Origin of the sequence: Xylanimonas sp. McL0601, from assembly GCF_049852175.1 — a bacterium.
Lineage (GTDB): Bacteria > Actinomycetota > Actinomycetes > Actinomycetales > Cellulomonadaceae > Xylanimonas.
Window position 1 is genome coordinate 3,032,876 of sequence record NZ_CP187527.1, and the last position, 17,629, is coordinate 3,050,504.

A 17,629-nucleotide genomic window follows, 5' to 3' on the forward strand; every position below is an offset into this window, starting at 1 on the left:
CGCGTGGTCGCCGCGACGCGGCCACGAGGACTTCACACGCTCTCGCTACGGTGGGCCGCGTGACGGACATCGCCCAGCTGACCGACGTGCCCCTGCACGCCATCGCCCGCCTCGCGGCGGCAGACCCCTCGCCCACCGACCTGCCGGGCGCGGCGGTCGACACGGCAGCCCAATTCTGGGACTGGTTCACGGGCTGGCCCCTGCAGGTGCTGCTCGTCCTGGCCATCGGCTCGGTCGCGCTCTTCCTCGTGCGCCGCGCGATCGCCCACATCGCCGAGCGCATCGCGCAGGGCTACCACCGCGCGTACGTCGACATCGTCACGGCGGCCGAGGCGTCCGACGGCGCCACGCCCGCGACGCTCGGGGCGGAGGGCGGGCGGCGCCGGCGGAAGCGCACCAGCTCCGTCGTCTTCGTCGAGGACGCGTTCGGGCTGGTCACGCCCGAGGTGAAGCAGCGCCGTGCGCAGCGTGCCCGCACCGTCGGGTCGGTGCTGAGCTCCGCCGCCAACATCATCATCGGCACGGTCATGGGCCTGATGATCCTGTCGGCGTTCGGCGCGGAGGAGGTCGTCAAGCCGCTGCTCGCCTCCGCCGGCGTCGTCGGCGTCGCCCTGGGTTTCGGGGCCCAGAGCCTCGTGCGCGACTTCCTCTCCGGCATCTTCATCCTCATCGAGGACCAGTACGGCGTGGGCGACGTCGTCGACCTGGGCGCGGGCGCGACCGGCACGGTCGAGAAGGTCGACCTGCGCCTCACGCACGTGCGCAGCTTCGAGGGCACGCTGTGGCACGTGCGCAACGGCGAGATCCTGCGCGCCGGCAACCACACGCAGCAGTGGGCGCGCGCCGTGGCCGAGGTGCGCGTGCCCGTCGGGTCCGACGTCGACAAGGTGCGCGCCGCGCTCGGCCGTGCCGTCGACGTCGTGCGGGCCGACCCGGAGCTTGCCCCGGACCTGCTCGAGACGCCGAGCGTGCGCGGCGTCGACTCCCTGAGCGATGGCTCGTACTCGTTCACCGTGCACGGGCGGGTGCGCCCGGGCGCAGACGGCGACGTCGCGCGCGCGCTGCTCGGGCAGGCCCAGCTGGCGCTGGTGCGCGCGGGGGTCATCGTGACCTCCGCGACGGAAGAGACGCCCAAGGAGCTCAAGCCCGAGGGCTCATGACGCGGAGCGCCCGCGGCGGGGATCCGCCGCGGGCGCTCGTAGCGCTGTGGCTCAGGCGCGCAGCAGGTCCATCTCGGCGGCGAGGTCGTCCGCCTCGGGGCCGACGATCACCTGGATCACGCGACCCGAACGCACGACGCCGAAGGCGCCTGACTGCTTGAGCCGCGGCTCGTCGACCAGGGCGGGGTCGCTCACCTGGACGCGCAGCCGCGTGATGCACGGCTCGAGCTCCTGGATGTTCGAGGTGCCACCGAGGGCCGCGAGGATCTGGTCCGCCTTGGTCATGTGTTTGTCTCCGTCCCGTGCGCCTTTGCAGGTCCCTGCTCAGCCTAGACCTCCAGAACCCATCCTGTGACCGTGCGGTCGCGCCGGCACGCGTCTGGCACGATGACCCGGTGAGACCTGGCACGTTCTACGACGGCGTCGGCGGGCACGAGACGTTCGTCCGGCTGGTGGACCACTTCTATGAAGGAGTGGCTGACGACGACGTCCTGCGCCCGATGTACCCCGAGGGGGACCTGGGGCCTGCGAAGGAACGGCTGACCCTGTTCCTCGAGCAGTACTGGGGCGGCCCGACGACGTACTCGGAGCAGCGCGGCCATCCGCGGCTCCGGATGCGGCACGCACCGTTCAAGGTGAACCCCGAGGCGCGCGACCGCTGGCTCGCGCACATGCGCGACGCCGTCGAGTCCCTCGGGCTTCCGCCGATGTACGAGTCGCAGCTCTGGGACTACCTGGAGCGGGCGGCGTTCTCCATGATCAACACGTTCGAGGAGTGAGCGTGACCGACGCTTCCGCGACCACCGCAGCAGTCCGGGCCGACGACCGCCCCGACGCCCTCGACCGCCTGCTCACCGTCCTCGACCTGCACGAGGTCGAGGGCTGGGGACCGCGCGGCGAGGACGACCTGTGGCGCGGTGACTCCGTGCCTGGCCTCGCCAACCGCGTCTACGGCGGCCAGGTGCTCGCCCAGGCGATCATCGCGTGCGGGCGCACCGTCGCAGGCGACCGCGCACCGCACTCCATGCACGCGTACTTCCTGCGCGAAGGCGGGCTCGACGTGCCGATCGACTTCGCCGTCGAGCGGCTGCGCGACGGGCGGTCCTTCAGCGCCCGGCGCACGCACGCGATCCAGAACAACAAGCCGATCCTGTCGCTGACGACGTCGTTCCAGGAGGACCAGCCGGGGTACGACTACCAGCGCTCGGCCCCCGACGACGTGCCGCCGCCGGAGGAGGTGACGAGCGCGTTCGAGCAGCTCGGGTCGATCGACCACCCGGCCGCGCGCTGGTGGTCCACCGGCTCGGCGTTCGAGCTCGCCCACGTCGGGGGCTCGCTGTACCTCGGGCCGGATCCCATGCCGTCGGACCGGCAGATGGTGTGGATGCGCGCCCGGCACGCGATCGACTCCGACGACCGCCTGCTGCACCGCGCGCTGCTCGCCTACGCGTGCGACCAGGTGATGCTCGAGCCGGCGATGCGCGGCGCCGGCAAGTCCTGGCTCGACGCCGGGCCGGAGCTCGCGATCGCTAGCCTGGACCACGCGATGTGGTGGCACCGCGACGCGCGCGCGGACGACTGGCTGCTGTACGTCCAGGAGGCTCCGACGGCCCAGGGCGGCCGCGCCCTCGGCTTCGCCCGCGTCTACACCCGGGACGGCGTCCTGGTCGCGTCGATCGCCCAGGAGGGCATGGTCCGCCTCCGCGGCTGACCGCCGGGTCAGCGTCGGGTCAGCGGCGGAAGGTGACCGGGTCCTCCTGGTACTCCGTCCAGGCCGCCCGCTCCCCTTCGGTGATGCGTCGCGGGCGGCCGCTCGCCGCGTCCACCACGACGATCGTCGTCGACGCGCGCACGTACGGCTCCGCGCCCGACGCCGGGCCGGTGCGCGGGAAACCACCCGCCGCGCCGTCGTGCACCTCGTAGCAGACCTGCAGCGAGGCGCCGCCGATGGTGCCGATCCACAGCTCGACGCGCACCGGCCGGCGCGTGAACCCGAGCGGGCGCAGGTACTCGATCTGCTGGCCGGCCACGAAGGTGTGGCTCGGGGCGTGCGGGCCGGTCTCGAGGATGGCGGTGGGCCAGTCCTCCCCGACCTCGTCCGCGGAGTGCCGCCAGAACGCCGTGATGCGCGCCTCCTCCAGGAGCCGGAACATCTCGACGTTGTTGACGTGCTGGTATGCGTCGAGGTCGGACCAGCGGGTGTGGACGGGCACGTGCAGTCGGGTCACGTGCGCAGGCTATCCCGGCGCACTCCGGCGTCCGCCCCTGACGCCGCCGGCGGCTCACGACGCCGCGATCGTCGCCGCCGTCCGCGCCCGCGCGAGCGCGATCATCTCGTCCCCCACGGGCACGCGCACGAGCCCGTCGGCGACCCGCGCCACCGACTCGCGCAGCCGCCGCCGGGCACGGGACGCGCGCCGCCGTGCTCCGACGCCCGCGCACAGGCGCGAGACCAGCGCGAGCAGCAGCCCGGCCACGACGCCGCCGATGACCAGCACCGTTCCCCATGGCACGTCGACGCCCGGGCCGTCGGCGCCCCACGCCTCGCCGCCCACGGTGAGCACCGGCGTGGGCAGCTCGGGGAGCTGGAAGTACGCGAAGAGGAACGCGACGCCCAGCCACAGCAGCCCGGCCGCCGCCGCTGCGAGCACGAGCCACTGCAGCACGCCGACCACCCGCCACCAGATCGGGCGGCGCCCGGCCTCGAGCTTCGTGCCGGCCACCGCCTGGTCGAGGGCGTCGGGCAGGCGGTCGATGCCCTCCTGCGCGCGGTGGCGCGCGCTGAGCACCCAGGGGTCGGGCGCCCCGGCGGTCATCTGGTCCACGTAAGCGCGCACCGCCGACGCCGCGGTCGCGCGCACGCTGGGCCGCGCTGTCGGCAGCGACGTCCGGGCGAGGTCGGGGCGGTCGTCGGGGATGCGCAGCGCGTCGGGTTTCAGGCCCAGCCGGCGCAGCGGGTCGGGGCGCAGCCGCCCGAGCCAGCGCGTGAGGGGCCAGCCGGTCGCAGCCCGGGCGTCCTTGGTCGCCGAGCGCCGGACGGCCTCGGTCACGGTCGGGACCCCCGCGGCGTCCTCGAGCGCGGCGACCAGGGCGGCCTTGGCCTTCTCCCCCGCCCGCGCCGACGGCGCGTGGCCGCTCGCGGCGACGATGCGCTCCGCCGCGGCCTTCTCGTCGAGCACCAGGCGCGCGGTCGCCGCCTCCCGCCGCTGCGCGGCCTCGGCGAGCAGGCCACGGAGCTGGTCGATGCCCTCCCCCGTCCGCGCGGACGCGGCGAGCACGCGCGCGCCGGTGAGCCCGTCGGCGACCACGAGCCGCTCGAGGTCGGCACGCATGGCGTCGGCGTCGGCGTGGCTCAGCCGGTCGGTCTGGTTGAGCACCACGACGACGATGTCGGAGCGCCCCGCGAGCGGGCGCAGGTAGCGCTCGTGCAGCGCGGCGTCGGCGTACTTCTGCGGGTCCACGACCCACACCAGCAGGTCGGCGCGCTCCACGAGCCGCTCGGCGCGCACCCGGTGCTCGACGACGACGGAGTCGTGGTCCGGCAGGTCGAGCAGCACGAGCCCGGTCGTGATGCCCGCGGGCGTGCGGTGGCGGCGGAACAGGCCGGCGACGGACCGGGTGGGCCCGGTGCGCGGCGGCGGCTCCTCCTCCGGGACGGGCCCGGCGGGCATCTGGTGCCGGGTGGGCACGTCGAGCCAGTCCAGCAGCGGGTCCGCTCCCGGACCCCACACCGAAGCCAGGGCGTGCGACGTCGTCGGACGGTGCACGCCGGGCGTGGCGATGTCCGCGCCGGCGACGGCGTTGAACACGCTCGACTTGCCCGAGCCCGTCGCACCCGCGAGCGCCACGACGGTGTGCTCGGCCGACAGCCCGCCCCGTTCGCGCGCCCGCACGACGACGCGGCGGGCGTCGTCGAGCAGCGGGCCGTCGAGGCGGCCGGCGGCCTCGCGGATCGCGGTGTCCAGGGCGGCGGTGCGCCCGGCCAGGTCGATGCGGCTCATTCGTCGCCCCGCCGGCCGAACAGGCGGCCCCAGAGGCCGGGCTTCACCAGGGCTTCCTCCGCCGCGGCGTCCTCGCCCGTGGGGACGGCGGGCACCGGGAACGAGTCCGGCCGCTCGGGCGGGCGCACCGTGCCGGCGCCGCGCAGCAGGCGGCCGGTCCACGGGCGGGTGGTGTCGCCCTCGCCGGCCGTGCGGGTGGCCCGCTCGTCGCGGGCTGCCCCCTCGACGCGGCGGGCGGTGTCGCGCAGGGCAGCGCCGCCGGCGTCCGAGGTGCCGAGAGCGTCGAGCTGCGCGCTGTACCGGGCGGCCTGCCCGACCATGATCGCCTGCACGCGCGCGCTCAGCCGCTGCTTGGCCTGGCCGGCGAGGCGCCGCACGGCGTCGTCGCCGAACACCGCCTCGAGCAGCTTCTGCGCGAGGACGGCGGTGCCGCCCGCGATGCCGATCTCCGCGCCGGTGAGCCCCGCGGTCGAGGCGAAGACGATGACCATGAGGCTCACGCCGAGCGCGTTGACGCCCAGCGAGAGCGCGCGGGCGGTGCCGCGCTTGGCCGCGCCCTGCTCGCGGACGAGCTCCAGCACGTCGCCCTGCCAGGCGCGCACCTGCTCGCCGATCTCGGCGCGCAGGCCCGAGGAGGTGCGGCTCAGCTCGAGCCCCTCGAGCAGGGCGGCCCCGGCGGCGTCACCATGCCAGGACTCGTAGGTGCGCTCGGCGGCGGCCTCCGCTGCATCGAGCACCACGGACTCGAGCCCGCTCGCGATGGCCTGCTCGACCTGCGGCGCCTGGGCGGGGCGGCCGCGGAAGAACCCGGCGATCGCGTCGCGGACCCTGCCGACGCCCTTCTCGACGGCCCGGAAGAACTCACTGGTGCCGACGAAGTCCTGCCACCGGGCCAGCACCTCGCCGCGCAGGATCGCGCCGTCCGAGGTCGCGAGCTCGACCGAACGGACCGCGTCGGCGTGGTGGCGCTCGACGGCGTCGCGCAGCCGGGCGTCGGCGGCCTCCTGGGCGTCGGCCGCGTCGGCGAGGTGCACCGCGCGGCGCACCAGGTCGTCGACGACGCCGTCGCGGGTCGCGGTGATGACGCGGCGGCGGGCCTCGGGGTCGCCGCCCAGGCCCGAGAGCCACGTGGAGACCTCGGCGACGGCGTGCTCGGGCAGCAGCCCCTCGTCGAGGGCGCCCGCGCCCGCGGGGTCGGCCTCGGGGATGACGAAGATCGGCGCGTCGGCCAGCCCGTGCTCGCGGGTCATGCGGCGCAGGTCGTCGGCGACGGCCTCGGAACCTCTGTCCACGCGGTCGAGCACCAGCGCGACCTGGGCGCGGCGCGCGGCCGCCGAGCGCAGCAGCTCCCACGGGACGGCGTCGGCATAGCGGGAGGCGGTGGTGACGAAGAGCCACAGGTCGGCCGCGGCGAGCAGCTCGGCGGCGAGCGCACGGTTGGCGGTCTCGACCGAGTCGACGTCGGGGGCGTCGAGCAGGGCCAGGCCGTGCGGGATCGCGTCGGAGGCGACCAGCCGCAGCGTGCGGCTCGGGACCGGGCGCTCGCTCTCGCCGCCGCCCCACGCGGACACGTCCCCGGTCGAGGTCACGCGTGCCAGGCCCGGCAGCACCCGGTCGGTGGTGAACCAGCGCGCGTCGAGCGGGTGGTGCACCAGCACGGGGGCCCGCGTCGTCGGGCGCAGCACGCCCGGGGCGGTCACGTGCTCGCCGAGGACCGAGTTGACCAGCGTCGACTTGCCGGCGCCCGTGGAGCCGCCGACCACCACCAGCAGCGGCGCCTTCTCGGCCCGCAGCCGCGGCAGCAGGTAGTCGTCGAGCTGGCCGACGGCGGCCGCGAGGTCCGCGCGCGCGACGGCGGCGCCGGGCGTGTCGAGGGGCAGCCGCAGCGCGCCGAGGCGGGCGCGCAGCGCGTCGAGCGCGTCCACGAGCGCGGCGGCCTCGCGGTGCGTGGTGAGCGCCTCGGCGAGGCTCGGCGCGTCCTGACCCGGCCCGAGCTCCCCCGCGGCGGGGCTCGGCACGCCGGGGACCGGGCCCGGCTCGCCCTCAGCGGCGACCGCCTCGCGGCCCGGCGTCGCCCCGTCGGCGGGCGGCTGCGGGACGGCGTCGGGCTCGGTCATGGGCACAGTCTCACCCGTGGCACGCGCCCATGCAGGCCACGACGCCGATGAGCCTGCGGCCCGGCCGTCGTCCAGGGAGGCAGGAACATCGCTCACCCGGAGGAACGATGACGGCCACGACCCGTGCCACCACCGCCACTGCGAGCCCCCGGCGCGCCGGGGCGGCGCTCGCGGCGATCTCGCTGGCCACGTTCTGCTTCGTGCTGGTGGAGCTGCTGCCCGGCGGCCTGATCACGGTCATCGCGCCCGAGCTGCACACCTCGATCGGACGGGTCGGGCAGCTCGTCAGCGGGTACGCCGCCGTCGTGGTCGTGGCCTCCGTGCCCCTCGCGCGGGCGACGCGCCGCGTGCCCAGGCGCGAGCTCCTCGTGGGCACGCTCGTCCTCGCGGCGGTCGCGAACGGGGCCTCGGCGCTCGCCAGCGGCTACGGGGAGCTGTTCACCTCGCGCGTGGTCGCCGCTCTCGCCCACTCGGTGTTCTGGGCCGTCGCCTACCCGGCCGCCACCGCGCTGTTCGACCAGTCACAGCGGGGGCGCGTCGTGGCGCGTGTCGCCGTCGGGACGGCGCTCGCGCCCGTCGCCGGCCTGCCGCTCGCGCTGTGGGCGGCCCAGCACACGAGCTGGCGGGTGTCGTTCGGCGCCGTCGCCGTGCTGGCCCTCGGCATCGCCGTCGCGGTGCGGGCGCTGCTCCCGGCCCGGCCCGCGTACGCGGACGAGGCTGGCCGGGGGACGCGGCCGAACCGGGCCGCGTTCACGGTGCTGCTCGGCGTGACGTTCCTCGTGGTGGCCGGGTCGCTGTCCGTGTTCACGTACAGCACCCCGTACCTGCTCGACGTCGCCCACCTGGCCCCCGGCGCGCTCAGCCCCGTGCTGGTCGGCGTCGGCGTCGCGGGGGTGGCGGGGATGATGTTCGCCGGCCGCGTGCTGGACTCACGGCCGGTCGGGACGCAGCTCGGTGCGCTCGTGCTGACCACCCTCGCCCTGCTCACGCTCGTCGTGGGCGGCGCGCGCCTGCCCGTAGCGATCGCCGGGCTGCTCGTCGTCGGCCTGTGCTTCCCGGCGTTCACCGTGGCGGTGCAGTTCTTCACGCTGCACTTCGCGCCGGGTGGCACCGACGTCGCGTCGGCGGCGGGGAGCGCGACGTTCAACCTGGGCACCGCGGCCGGCACGTTCGCGGCGTCGTTCCTGGTCGACGCCGCAGGCGTGCGCGCCGTACCGGGGCCGGCCGCCGCGCTGGTCGCGGCGGCCGCCCTCGGCACGGTCGTGATGGGCCGGGTCAGTCGCGCGTGAGCTTGCGGTACGTCACGCGGTGCGGGCGCGCCGCGTCAGCGCCCAGGCGCGAGACCTTGTTCTCCTCGTAGGACGCGAAGTTGCCCTCGAACCAGTACCAGTTCGCCGGGTTCTCCTCGGTGCCCTCGTAGGCCAGGATGTGCGTCGCCACGCGGTCGAGGAACCACCGGTCGTGGGAGACGACGACGGCGCAGCCGGGGAACTCGAGCAGCGCGTTCTCCAGCGAGCCGAGGGTCTCGACGTCGAGGTCGTTGGTGGGCTCGTCGAGCAGCAGCAGGTTGCCGCCCTGCTTGAGCGTAAGCGCCAGGTTGAGGCGGTTGCGCTCACCGCCCGAGAGGACGCCTGCCGGCTTCTGCTGGTCCGGGCCCTTGAACCCGAACGACGCCACGTAGGCGCGCGACGGGATCTCGACGTTGCCGACCTTCATGAAGTCGAGCCCGTCGGAGACGACCTCCCACAGGGTCTTCTTGGGGTCGATGCCGCCGCGCGACTGGTCGACGTACGACACCGAGACGGTCTCGCCGATCTTCAGGTCGCCGCCGTCGAGCGGCTCGAGGCCGACGATCGTCTTGAAGAGCGTCGTCTTGCCGACGCCGTTCGGGCCGATGACGCCGACGATGCCGTTGCGCGGCAGCGTGAACGACAGGCCGTCGATGAGGATGCGGTCGCCGAAGCCCTTGCGCAGGTCGGACGCCTGGAGGACCAGGCTGCCCAGGCGCGGGCCGGCCGGGATCTGGATCTCCTCGAAGTCGAGCTTCCGCGTCCGCTCCGCCTCCGCCGCCATCTCCTCGTAGCGGGCCAGACGCGCCTTCGACTTGGCCTGGCGGCCCTTGGCGTTGGAACGCACCCAGTCCAGCTCGTCCTTGAGGCGCTTGGCGAGCTTGGCGTCCTTCTTGCCCTGGACCTGGAGGCGCTCCCCCTTCTTCTCCAGGTACGTCGAGTAGTTGCCCTCGTACGGGTACAGGCGGCCCCGGTCGACCTCGCAGATCCACTGCGCGACGTGGTCGAGGAAGTATCGGTCGTGCGTGACGGCCAGGACGGCACCCGGGTAGGTGGCCAGGTGCTGCTCGAGCCACAGCACCGACTCGGCGTCCAGGTGGTTGGTGGGCTCGTCGAGCAGCAGCAGGTCCGGCTTCTCGAGCAGCAGCTTGCACAGTGCGACGCGGCGGCGCTCACCACCGGAGAGCACGCTCACGTCGGCGTCCGGCGGCGGGCAGCGCAGCGCGTCCATCGCCTGCTCGAGCTGCGAGTCCAGCTCCCATGCGTCCGCGTGGTCGATGGCCTCCTGCAGCTCGCCCATCTCGGTGAGCAGCGCGTCGAAGTCGGCGTCGGGCTCGGCCATGAGCGTGGAGATCTCGTTGAACCGGTCGACCTTCGCCTTGATGCCGGCAACGGCCTCCTCGATGTTGCCGAGGACGGTCTTCTCCTCGTTCAGCGGCGGCTCCTGCTGCAGGATGCCCACCGTGTAGCCCGGCGAGAGGCGCGCCTCACCGTTCGACGGCGTGTCGAGGCCGGCCATGATCTTGAGGATCGTCGACTTGCCGGCGCCGTTCGGGCCGACGACGCCGATCTTCGCGCCAGGCAGGAAGTTCAGCGACACGTCGTCGAGGATGACCTTGTCGCCGTGCGCCTTGCGCGCCTTGTACATGGTGTAGATGAACTCAGCCACTGGCTCGTTTCCGCCGTTTCGATCGCTCGGGACTGCCCGGGTCACCGGGGAGGGCAGCTTGCTGGGGGGCCGGCAGGGGCGGCCGCCGACCCCCCAGCCTACGGCCCTCACACCCCGACGGTCTCGCGTGTGTCCGCCTCGACCGGCTCCTCGTCCTCGTCCGCCTCGCCGCTCGGCGCCGCCGCGAGCCCGGGCGTGTCCCAGGGGTCGGCACCCGTCGACCCGCGCTCCGCGAAGCCCGGCGCACCGCGCTCCGCTCCCGCCGGCGCCCCGCCGGGCACGACGTCGGTGTGCACGGTCCGCGTGAACCGCGCGACCCCGCGCGCGACGTCGACGGCGATCGACGCGTTCTCGACGACCAGCGCGTGCCGCGCCTGGCTGACCTCCTGCAGGGCGCCGTCGGGGCCGCGCTCCTCCTTGCGGACCTCGTACTCCTCGAACGCGAGGCGCCCCGTCACCACCACGGGGGTGCCGCGGCGCACCGACTCGACGAGGTTGAGCGCCCGGTCGCCGAACGCTCGCACCGTGAACCACATCGTCGGGCCGTCGCCCCACTCGCCCGAGCGCGGGTCGCGGACCCTGCGCGTGCTGGCCACACGGATCGAGGTCCAGCGGGTGCCGCTCTCGGCCGTGTACAGCGTGGGGTCCTGGCCCACGTGGCCGACCACCGTGACGTTGACGTCGCTCATCAGTCCTCCTGGCTCGCGGGCCGGCCTGGCGCCGGCCGCTGCCAGGAGGATCAGGCCTGCGTCGCCGGCGACGCGGCCCCCGGGACCGCACCTGTGGACGACAGCGGCTCCGCCGCCCCTGGGTGCACGCTCGCCCCGTTGCGCTCCGGTCGCGCGACCGGGACGTCCCGCGCGGACTGCGCCAGCTCGCGTACCTTCCGGTGCTCCGCGAGCAGCTTCTGCGTCGGCGCGCCCAGCCCCTCGGCGAGCACCCGCTCGAGCGCCGCCCGACCCTCACGGGCCACACCCTCGGAACGCCGGTGCGCCAGCCGGTTGCGCGCGACCACCACGCCCGCCACGACGCCCACGGCGGCGAGCAGGAGCACGCCCGCCACGACCCACAGCACCCACGGCCACGGGTCGAGCAGGTCCAGCACGCCACCGGCCGCCAGCCCGGCCAGGACGCCCACGACGACGCCCGTGCCGCCCAGCACCCACGCCAGCCGGCGCATCGCCCGCGCGTACCGGGGCCCGCTCACGTCGAGCCGCACCGACCGCACCGCCTCGAACACGGCCGTGCGCAGCACGTCGGCGCCCTGGGCCGTCTCGCCCAGCGCCCGCTGCCACCCGGACGGCAGCGCCGCCCCCGCACGCGTCAGCCAGCGCGCCCGCGACAGTGTCACCGCGTCGCGGTCCGGCGGCGGGAACTCCGGCATCCCGTACCCGTTGCGCACGGCCGCCCCTACCTGCCCGGCGACGGCGTCCAGCCCGGTCGCCTCGACCAGCGCAGGCAGCTCGCGCGCCACCGCCTGGTCGAGCTGCCACGGCACCTCTGCCGGCAGCTGCGACAGCAGCAGACGTGCCGCGCCGTCGAGCTCGCCCGCAGCGCGCCCCGCCGCCACCGTCTGCCGCTCGCACACCTCCTCGAGCAGCTCGCGCACCTGCGCCACGCCCTCGCCCGTGCGCGCGGACACCGCGATCACCGGCACGCCGCGCAGGCCGTCGTCCTCGAGCAGCCGGTCCAGGTCGGTGCGCAGCTCGTCGCGCCGCCCCGCAGGCACCGTGTCGATCTGGTTGAGCAGCACCAGCATGGACGCCTCCATGCCCACCGACTCGCGCAGGTAGCCCGAGTGCAGCGCGTCGTCCGCGTACTTCTGCGGGTCCACCACCCAGACGAGCAGATCCACCAGTGGCAGGATCCGATCCACGACCTCGCGGTGCGCCGGCTCGACCGAGTCGTGGTCGGGCAGGTCCAGCAGCACCAGACCGTCCAGCTCCTCGTCGGCCTCGAGCTCGCCCGCCTGCACGATGCGGCGCTCGCGGTCCACGCCGATCCAGTCGAGCAGCGCTTCCGCGCCTCTGTCCCACGAGCACGCGGTCACGCGCGCCGTCGTCGGCCGCTTGATGCCGACGTCGGCGAAGGTGAGCCGGGAGATCTTGTTGAACAGGGAGGACTTTCCCGACCCGGTGCCGCCGGCGAGCGCCACGACCGTGTGCTCGACGCCGAGCGCGAGCCGCTCGTGCACCCCGTCCACCGCCTGCTGGATGCGGGCGGCGGTCGTCGCGTCGAGCCGCGGCCCGGCGACCGACAGCGCCTCCGCGAGGGCGTCCGTCCGCGCCCGCAGCGTGGTGTCGTCGGTCACGTGAGCCTCCTCAGCTCGGCGAGCCGCACCCGCAGCCCGGAGGCGGCGTCGGCGGCGAGGTTCGGGGAGTCGAGCGCGGTCAGGATCGCGTCGAGCTCGCCGTCGACGACGGTCGAGGCGCGCGCGGCGAGGTCGTCGCGCAGCGCCGTCACGGCCTCGGTGTGCGCGTCACCGAGCACCCGCGCGAGCAGCCGCTCGGCGTCGTCGCTCCCCGCGGCCGACGCGAGCAGCAGCGTGCCCAGACCCCGCGACCCGAACGCCTTGACGGCCCCGGCGAGACGCTCGGCGTCGTCGCCGGCCTCGAACGCGGCGACGACGTCGTCCGCACGCGCGGACCATGCGGCGACGGACTCGCTGACGGTCGCGTCGCGTGCGGCGACGCGCGCCGCGGCGTCGGGAAGGGCCGCGGAGCCGCCGGCCGGCGCGCCCGGCGCGGTGAGCACAGCCCGCAGCCGCTCCTCGACGCGGCCTCCGGCGGCGACGAGGGTGCGCACGGCGGCGGCCTCGACGTCGGTGCGCAGGCCCGCGAGCGCCTCGTCGCGCTTGCGGCCGGCGCGGCGTGTGGACCGCACCACCTGGTTCTTGACCTTGACGCGGTCGACCTTCGCGCTGCCCGACAGCTCGCGCCAGCGCGCCTCCACCGAGGCCCCGGCGACGACGCCGGCAGCGACCCCGTCCCGTGCGAGCTTCTCGGCGGCGGGCCGCTCCTTCTCGACGGCGGTGCGGACCGTGTCGGCGGCGTGGCCCTGCGCCTCGACGGCGTCGGCGAGGGAGTTGACCCACCCCGGCAGCGCGCCCAGCGCGCCCTTGAGCGTGCGGACGATGACGGCGCGCGAGCGTTCCGGGCCCGCGAGCAACGTCAGCCAGCGGCGTACGGGCTGCACGGTCTCCGGCTCGAGCAGGCCCTCGTGGGGGCCGACATCGGGCACCACGAACAGCGGGACGTCCGTCATGCCGTGCTCGCGCAGGCGAAGCATGAGGTCGCCGCGGATCGTGGTGAGCGTCTCGGCAGGCACCCGGTTGAGCACCATCGCGACGGACGCGCCGCGCTCGGTGGCGCGGGAGAGCGCCTGCCACGGGAGCGCGTCGCCGTAGCGGGAGGCGGTGGTGACGAACAGCCACAGGTCGGCGGCCTCGAGGAGCTGCTGGGCCGTCGTGCGGTTGTCGGCCAGGAACGAGTCGAGGTCGGGCGCGTCGAGCAGCGCGGTGCCGCGCGGGACGCCGTCGTGGTAAACGACGCGGGACGCCTCGGTGGCGGGGCCCTCGTGGATCACCTCGCGGTCAGCCGGGTTGAAGGCCAGCACCGGCTCGCGCGTGGTGGGGCGCAGCACGCCGGCCAGCGACACCTCCTCGCCCAGCAGCGAGTTGTACAGCGTGGACTTGCCGGCCCCGGTGGACCCGGCGACGACGACGATCGCGGGCGACGAGAGCTCGCGCAGGCGCGGCAGCAGGTGCTCGTCGAGCTGCGCGACAAGACGGCCGCGCGAGGCCTCGGCGGCGGAGGCCCCGTCGATCGGCAGCGGGAGGCGCACGCCCTCGATGTCCCGGCGCAGGTCGCGCGCCACGTCGTAGACGGTGAGGCCGAGCTCGTCCGCGACCGCGGGGTCAGGCCGGCCCGCGACGGCGCGGCCGGCGCGCGGTCCCAGAGCGTGTGTCACGTCGTCATCCTGGCGGGTCGGAGGGGCCACGCCAACCGCGCGCGCCGGTCCGGCGCGACGTCGGGCGGTGTGCTGGGCGTTTCAGTGCCTCCGGCAGGACTCGAACCTGCAACCTACGGATTAGAAGGCCGTTGCTCTATCCATTGAGCTACGGAGGCGTCGGCGCCATGGTAGCGACCCCTCGGCGCACGTCGTGCCGGGCCAGACAGGGAAAAGGCCTCGCCCGGCGCGCGGCGGCGCTGCCAGACTCGGTGACGCACCGCGGTGACGCACCGCCGGCACCCGCCGGCGGAGGAGGGGACCTGGCCCGTCCCACGCACTCCACGTCACGAAAGAACTCCGCTCATGCACCCCGACCTGACCCTCGACCAACCGCGGGCCGAGCTCCAGCAGCGCCTCGACCGGGCGCAGCGCAGGAGCGACGCCCGGAGGCTCGTGAGCCGGCGCCGCAGCCTTCTGCCCCGCGTCCGCCGGCACGACCGCCTCGACCGCCTCGACCGCGAGGAGCAGATGGATCGCACCGCTCATCTCGTGCTCCTCGCCAACTGGCGGATCCTGTGAACCGCCACCTCCGGGCCCCGGCACCCCGCTCCGCACGTCACGGCGAGCGGGGCGCCGGGGCCTTCTCCCTGTCGGCACCCTTACGCTGATCCCCGTGAGCGTTGCCAACCCCACCGACCGCATCGTGTGGATCGACTGCGAGATGACCGGCCTGGACACACGCGCGGACGCGTTGATCGAGGTCGCCGCCGTCGTCACCGACTCCGAGCTCAACGTGCTGGGCGACGGCGTCGACGTCCTGGTCGCTCCCCCGGCCGAGGCACTGGCGGGCATGGGCGACTTCGTCCGCGAGATGCACACGAAGTCCGGGCTGCTCGACGAGCTCGCCGGCGGCGTGACGCTCGCCGAGGCCGAGCAGACGGTGCTCGACTACGTGCGCGCCTGGGTTCCGGAGCCCGGCAAAGCGCCGCTCGCGGGCAACTCCGTGGGCACCGACAAGATGTTCCTCGACCGCGACATGCCGGGGCTGGTCGGCCACCTGCACTACCGGATCGTCGACGTCAGCTCCATCAAGGAGCTCGCCCGCCGCTGGTACCCGCGCGTCTACTTCGCCTCGCCGAAGAAGGACGGCGGCCACCGCGCCCTGGCCGACATCCTCGAGTCGATCGACGAGCTGCGCTACTACCGCGAGGCCCTGTTCGTGCCGCAGCCCGGCCCCGACTCGGCGACGGCCCGCGCGGTCGCCGCCCGGATCGGCGAGACGTCGGTCACCCGCCGGCCCGCGGTGTCCTGACCGGCGCGCAACCTCGGGTATGCTTTCCGTCGGCCGGTGCGAAAGCACCGCGAGCCAAGAGGCATGGTGGCTATAGCTCAGTTGGTAGAGCGCCTGGTTGTGGTCCAGGAGGTCGCCGGTTCGAGCCCGGTTAGCCACCCCACCACGAAGGCCCCGCACCGATGGCGCGGGGCCTTCGTCGTCCCCGGGGTGTCAGGCGCGGGCGGCGATCGCGTCCGCGAAGCGGGTCAGCGTCGGCACCGGCCCGCTGTGCGCCATCCACAGGCTCGGCTCCGTGAGCTCCAGCTCGATGACGAGCGGGCCTTCCTCGCCGGTCACCAGGTCAACGCGCGCGTAGAGCAGCGGGCCGTCGAGCCCCAGCTCGGCCCCGGCCACCTCGAGCGCCCTCTGCGCCACCTTGAGCTGCTCCGGCGTCGCCGCGACGGCGGACATCTTCTCCTCGAGGTACAGGCCCAGGCCCTTGGTCGGCTGCGACGGGCCCGTGAGCAGCGCATGCTTCCGCGCGGCGTGCTGGAACACACCGTCGACGAAGGTCAGGCAGGTCTCGCCCGCGGAGTCCACGGACGTCACGTACGGCTGGATCATGACCCAGCGGCCGGAGTCGAGCAGCTCCATCGTGTGGCTGATCGCCATCGACCGGGACTGCGCGCTGATCGGGATGTAGCGGCCGGTGTCCTTGGCGCCCGCCGAGACCACCGGCTTCACCACGAAGTCGCCGAACGCCGGCATGCGGGTGTGCACCGCACGCTTGGAGAAGTGGCGGGCCGGGTCGAGCCAGACCGTCGGGATCACCGGCACCGACGCCGCCTCGAGCGCCCGCAGGTACGACTTGTCGGTGTTCCACCGCAGCACGGGCGCCGGGTTCTCCAGCCGCGGCACCGTCTCGGCCCACGCCAGGAACTCGTCGTGCCGCGGCGCGTAGTCCCACGTCGAGCGCACGACGACGAGGTCGTAGGCGTCCCAGTCCACCGTCGGGTCGTCCCAGACGGCAGGCTCCGCGGTCACGCCACGGTCCGCGAGCGCGGGGACGAGCGGCTTGTCGTCCACGCTCAGTGCAGGCAGGTCGGAGCAGGTGGCGAGGGCAACGCGCTTGGTGGTCACGAGCCGAGCCTAACCGGCGCCGCGACGGCGTCGGCGGCGCGGCGCAGCGCGGCGAGCACGCTGTCGGCGTCGAGCGTCCCGACGACGGCGCCGGCGTCGTCCGTGACGTTGACGCGCGCGGGGCCGGTCGCGCCGCCGCCGGAGAGCGAGGCGAGCGCGCCGAACGCCTCGACCAGCGGCGCCCCGAGCGCGAGGGCGGGCGCCCCGTCCGCGACGCCGTGGGCGACGTCGCCCCGCTCGACCCGCGCGAGGGCGAGCATGCGCAGCGCGGCGCCGTCGCCCACGAAGTCGCGCACGCGCGCGCTCGCGGGGTGCGCCAGCACGGCGAGCGGCTCCGCGACCTGCTCCAGGCGCCCGCCCCGGGCGAGCACCGCGACCCGGTCGCCGAGCCGCACGGCCTCGTCGATGTCGTGCGTGACCAGCACCACCGTGGAGCCGATCTCGGCGAGGATCCCCGCCAGCTCGGTCTGCAGGTGCCGGCGGAACTCGGGGTCGACGGCGCCGAACGGCTCGTCGAGCAGCAGCACCGGCGGGTCGGTGGCCAGCGCCCGGGCGACGCCGACGCGCTGGCGCTCGCCGCCCGACAGCTCGTGCGGGTAGCGGCGCCCGTACGTCCCCACCGGGAGACCGACGAGCTCGAGCACGGCGGCGACGCGCTCCCGGGTCCGGGTCCGGTCCCAGCCGAGCAGCCGCGGCACGGTGGCGACGTTCGCCGCGACGGTCCGGTGCGGGAGCAGCCCGACGTCCTGGATCACGTACCCGATGCCCCGGCGCAGCCGCACGGGGTCGAGCGTGGCGGTGTCCACGCCGTCGAGCAGCACCCGCCCGCCCGTGGGCTCCACCAGGCGGTTGATCATGCGCAGCGTCGTGGACTTGCCGCAGCCGGAGGGTCCGACGAGCGCGAGCACCTCGCCCGGCTCGACCACCAGGCTCAGCCCCTCGACGGCGACGGTCTCTCCCCCGCCGCCGCGGGCGGGGTAGGTCTTGCGGATGTCGTCGAGCTCGATGCGTGCGGACACGGCGTCCAAC

At 74.8% G+C, this 17,629-nt stretch carries 15 protein-coding genes, 2 tRNA genes and 1 pseudogene; 7 read left to right on the plus strand and 11 right to left on the minus strand.

Annotated features, from left to right (window positions below; all coding sequences use genetic code 11):
* Nucleotides 1-59 precede the first annotated feature (59 nt).
* Nucleotides 60-1,160 carry a mechanosensitive ion channel family protein gene (locus tag ACO4JP_RS14050; protein WP_425954604.1) on the plus strand — a complete coding sequence of 367 codons (1,101 nt, stop codon included), beginning with the start codon at nt 60-62 and terminating at the stop codon, nt 1,158-1,160.
* Between the two features lie 51 nt (nt 1,161-1,211).
* On the opposite strand, the pseudogene ACO4JP_RS14055 reads toward ACO4JP_RS14050, so the two are convergent.
* Nucleotides 1,212-1,448, minus strand: a pseudogene (locus ACO4JP_RS14055) (glucose PTS transporter subunit EIIB); the annotation flags it as partial.
* Nucleotides 1,449-1,555: 107 nt separating this feature from the next.
* Here ACO4JP_RS14055 and ACO4JP_RS14060 point away from each other — a divergent pair.
* The gene (locus ACO4JP_RS14060) at nt 1,556-1,939 is read left to right on the plus strand and encodes a globin (RefSeq protein WP_425954605.1); all 384 of its coding nucleotides are present in this window, start codon (nt 1,556-1,558) and stop codon (nt 1,937-1,939) included.
* Nucleotides 1,940-1,941: 2 nt separating this feature from the next.
* The gene (locus tag ACO4JP_RS14065) at nt 1,942-2,871 is read left to right on the plus strand and encodes an acyl-CoA thioesterase (protein WP_425954606.1); all 930 of its coding nucleotides are present in this window, start codon (nt 1,942-1,944) and stop codon (nt 2,869-2,871) included.
* Between the two features lie 19 nt (nt 2,872-2,890).
* Here ACO4JP_RS14065 and ACO4JP_RS14070 read toward each other — a convergent pair whose 3' ends face one another.
* Genes ACO4JP_RS14070 through ACO4JP_RS14080 form a run of 3 tightly spaced genes read right to left on the minus strand, consistent with a single transcriptional unit; the run spans nt 2,891 to nt 7,278 of the window.
* A complete protein-coding gene (locus tag ACO4JP_RS14070) occupies nt 2,891-3,388 on the minus strand; it encodes an acyl-CoA thioesterase (RefSeq protein ID WP_425954607.1) in 498 nt (165 codons plus the stop codon).
* A 54-nt stretch (nt 3,389-3,442) separates the two neighbouring features.
* Nucleotides 3,443-5,161, minus strand: a complete 1,719-nt coding sequence (locus tag ACO4JP_RS14075) for a GTPase (protein ID WP_425954608.1) — start codon at nt 5,159-5,161, stop codon at nt 3,443-3,445.
* Complete coding sequence (locus tag ACO4JP_RS14080) at nt 5,158-7,278, minus strand: dynamin family protein (RefSeq protein WP_425954609.1); 2,121 nt, start codon at nt 7,276-7,278, stop codon at nt 5,158-5,160. The genes ACO4JP_RS14075 and ACO4JP_RS14080 overlap by 4 nt, the downstream gene beginning before the upstream one ends.
* A 107-nt stretch (nt 7,279-7,385) precedes the next feature.
* Between ACO4JP_RS14080 and ACO4JP_RS14085 the strand changes: the two genes are divergently transcribed.
* Nucleotides 7,386-8,567 (plus strand): MFS transporter, encoded by a 1,182-nt coding sequence (locus tag ACO4JP_RS14085; RefSeq protein ID WP_425954610.1) that lies wholly within the window; start codon nt 7,386-7,388, stop codon nt 8,565-8,567.
* Here ACO4JP_RS14085 and ettA read toward each other — a convergent pair.
* The 5 genes from ettA to ACO4JP_RS14110 all read right to left on the minus strand — a co-directional run bounded on the left by ettA (nt 8,554) and on the right by ACO4JP_RS14110 (nt 14,363).
* Entirely contained in the window at nt 8,554-10,236 is a 1,683-nt protein-coding gene (ettA, locus tag ACO4JP_RS14090; protein ID WP_425954611.1) for an energy-dependent translational throttle protein EttA, read from the minus strand. The two genes, ACO4JP_RS14085 and ettA, sit on opposite strands and share 14 nt — an antisense overlap.
* Nucleotides 10,237-10,343: 107 nt before the next feature.
* Nucleotides 10,344-10,925, minus strand: a complete 582-nt coding sequence (ssb, locus tag ACO4JP_RS14095) for a single-stranded DNA-binding protein (RefSeq protein WP_425954612.1) — start codon at nt 10,923-10,925, stop codon at nt 10,344-10,346.
* Between the two features lie 50 nt (nt 10,926-10,975).
* Nucleotides 10,976-12,547, minus strand: coding sequence for a GTP-binding protein (locus ACO4JP_RS14100; protein WP_425954613.1), 1,572 nt, complete (start codon nt 12,545-12,547; stop codon nt 10,976-10,978).
* Nucleotides 12,544-14,205: a GTPase gene (locus ACO4JP_RS14105; protein ID WP_425954614.1), complete on the minus strand. Its 1,662-nt coding sequence runs from the start codon at nt 14,203-14,205 to the stop codon at nt 12,544-12,546. Before ACO4JP_RS14105 ends, ACO4JP_RS14100 begins: the two co-directional genes overlap by 4 nt.
* A gap of 85 nt (nt 14,206-14,290) precedes the next feature.
* Nucleotides 14,291-14,363: transfer RNA gene (locus tag ACO4JP_RS14110), tRNA-Arg, on the minus strand.
* Nucleotides 14,364-14,550: 187 nt separating this feature from the next.
* On the opposite strand from ACO4JP_RS14110, the gene ACO4JP_RS14115 reads away from it, so the two are divergent.
* From ACO4JP_RS14115 to ACO4JP_RS14125, 3 genes are all read left to right on the plus strand, one after another.
* Nucleotides 14,551-14,766, plus strand: a complete 216-nt coding sequence (locus ACO4JP_RS14115; RefSeq protein WP_425954615.1) for a hypothetical protein — start codon at nt 14,551-14,553, stop codon at nt 14,764-14,766.
* 94 nt (nt 14,767-14,860) lie between these two features.
* Complete coding sequence (gene orn, locus ACO4JP_RS14120) at nt 14,861-15,499, plus strand: oligoribonuclease (RefSeq protein ID WP_425954616.1); 639 nt, start codon at nt 14,861-14,863, stop codon at nt 15,497-15,499.
* 66 nt (nt 15,500-15,565) lie between these two features.
* Nucleotides 15,566-15,641: transfer RNA gene (locus tag ACO4JP_RS14125), tRNA-His, on the plus strand.
* A 50-nt stretch (nt 15,642-15,691) separates the two neighbouring features.
* Here the strand turns inward: ACO4JP_RS14125 and ACO4JP_RS14130 are convergent.
* Both ACO4JP_RS14130 and ACO4JP_RS14135 read right to left on the minus strand, forming a co-directional pair.
* Nucleotides 15,692-16,600, minus strand: coding sequence for an ATP-grasp domain-containing protein (locus tag ACO4JP_RS14130; RefSeq protein ID WP_425954617.1), 909 nt, complete (start codon nt 16,598-16,600; stop codon nt 15,692-15,694).
* The gene (locus tag ACO4JP_RS14135) at nt 16,597-17,628 is read right to left on the minus strand and encodes an ABC transporter ATP-binding protein (protein ID WP_425954618.1); all 1,032 of its coding nucleotides are present in this window, start codon (nt 17,626-17,628) and stop codon (nt 16,597-16,599) included. The genes ACO4JP_RS14130 and ACO4JP_RS14135 overlap by 4 nt, the downstream gene beginning before the upstream one ends.
* Nucleotide 17,629 lies beyond the last annotated feature (1 nt).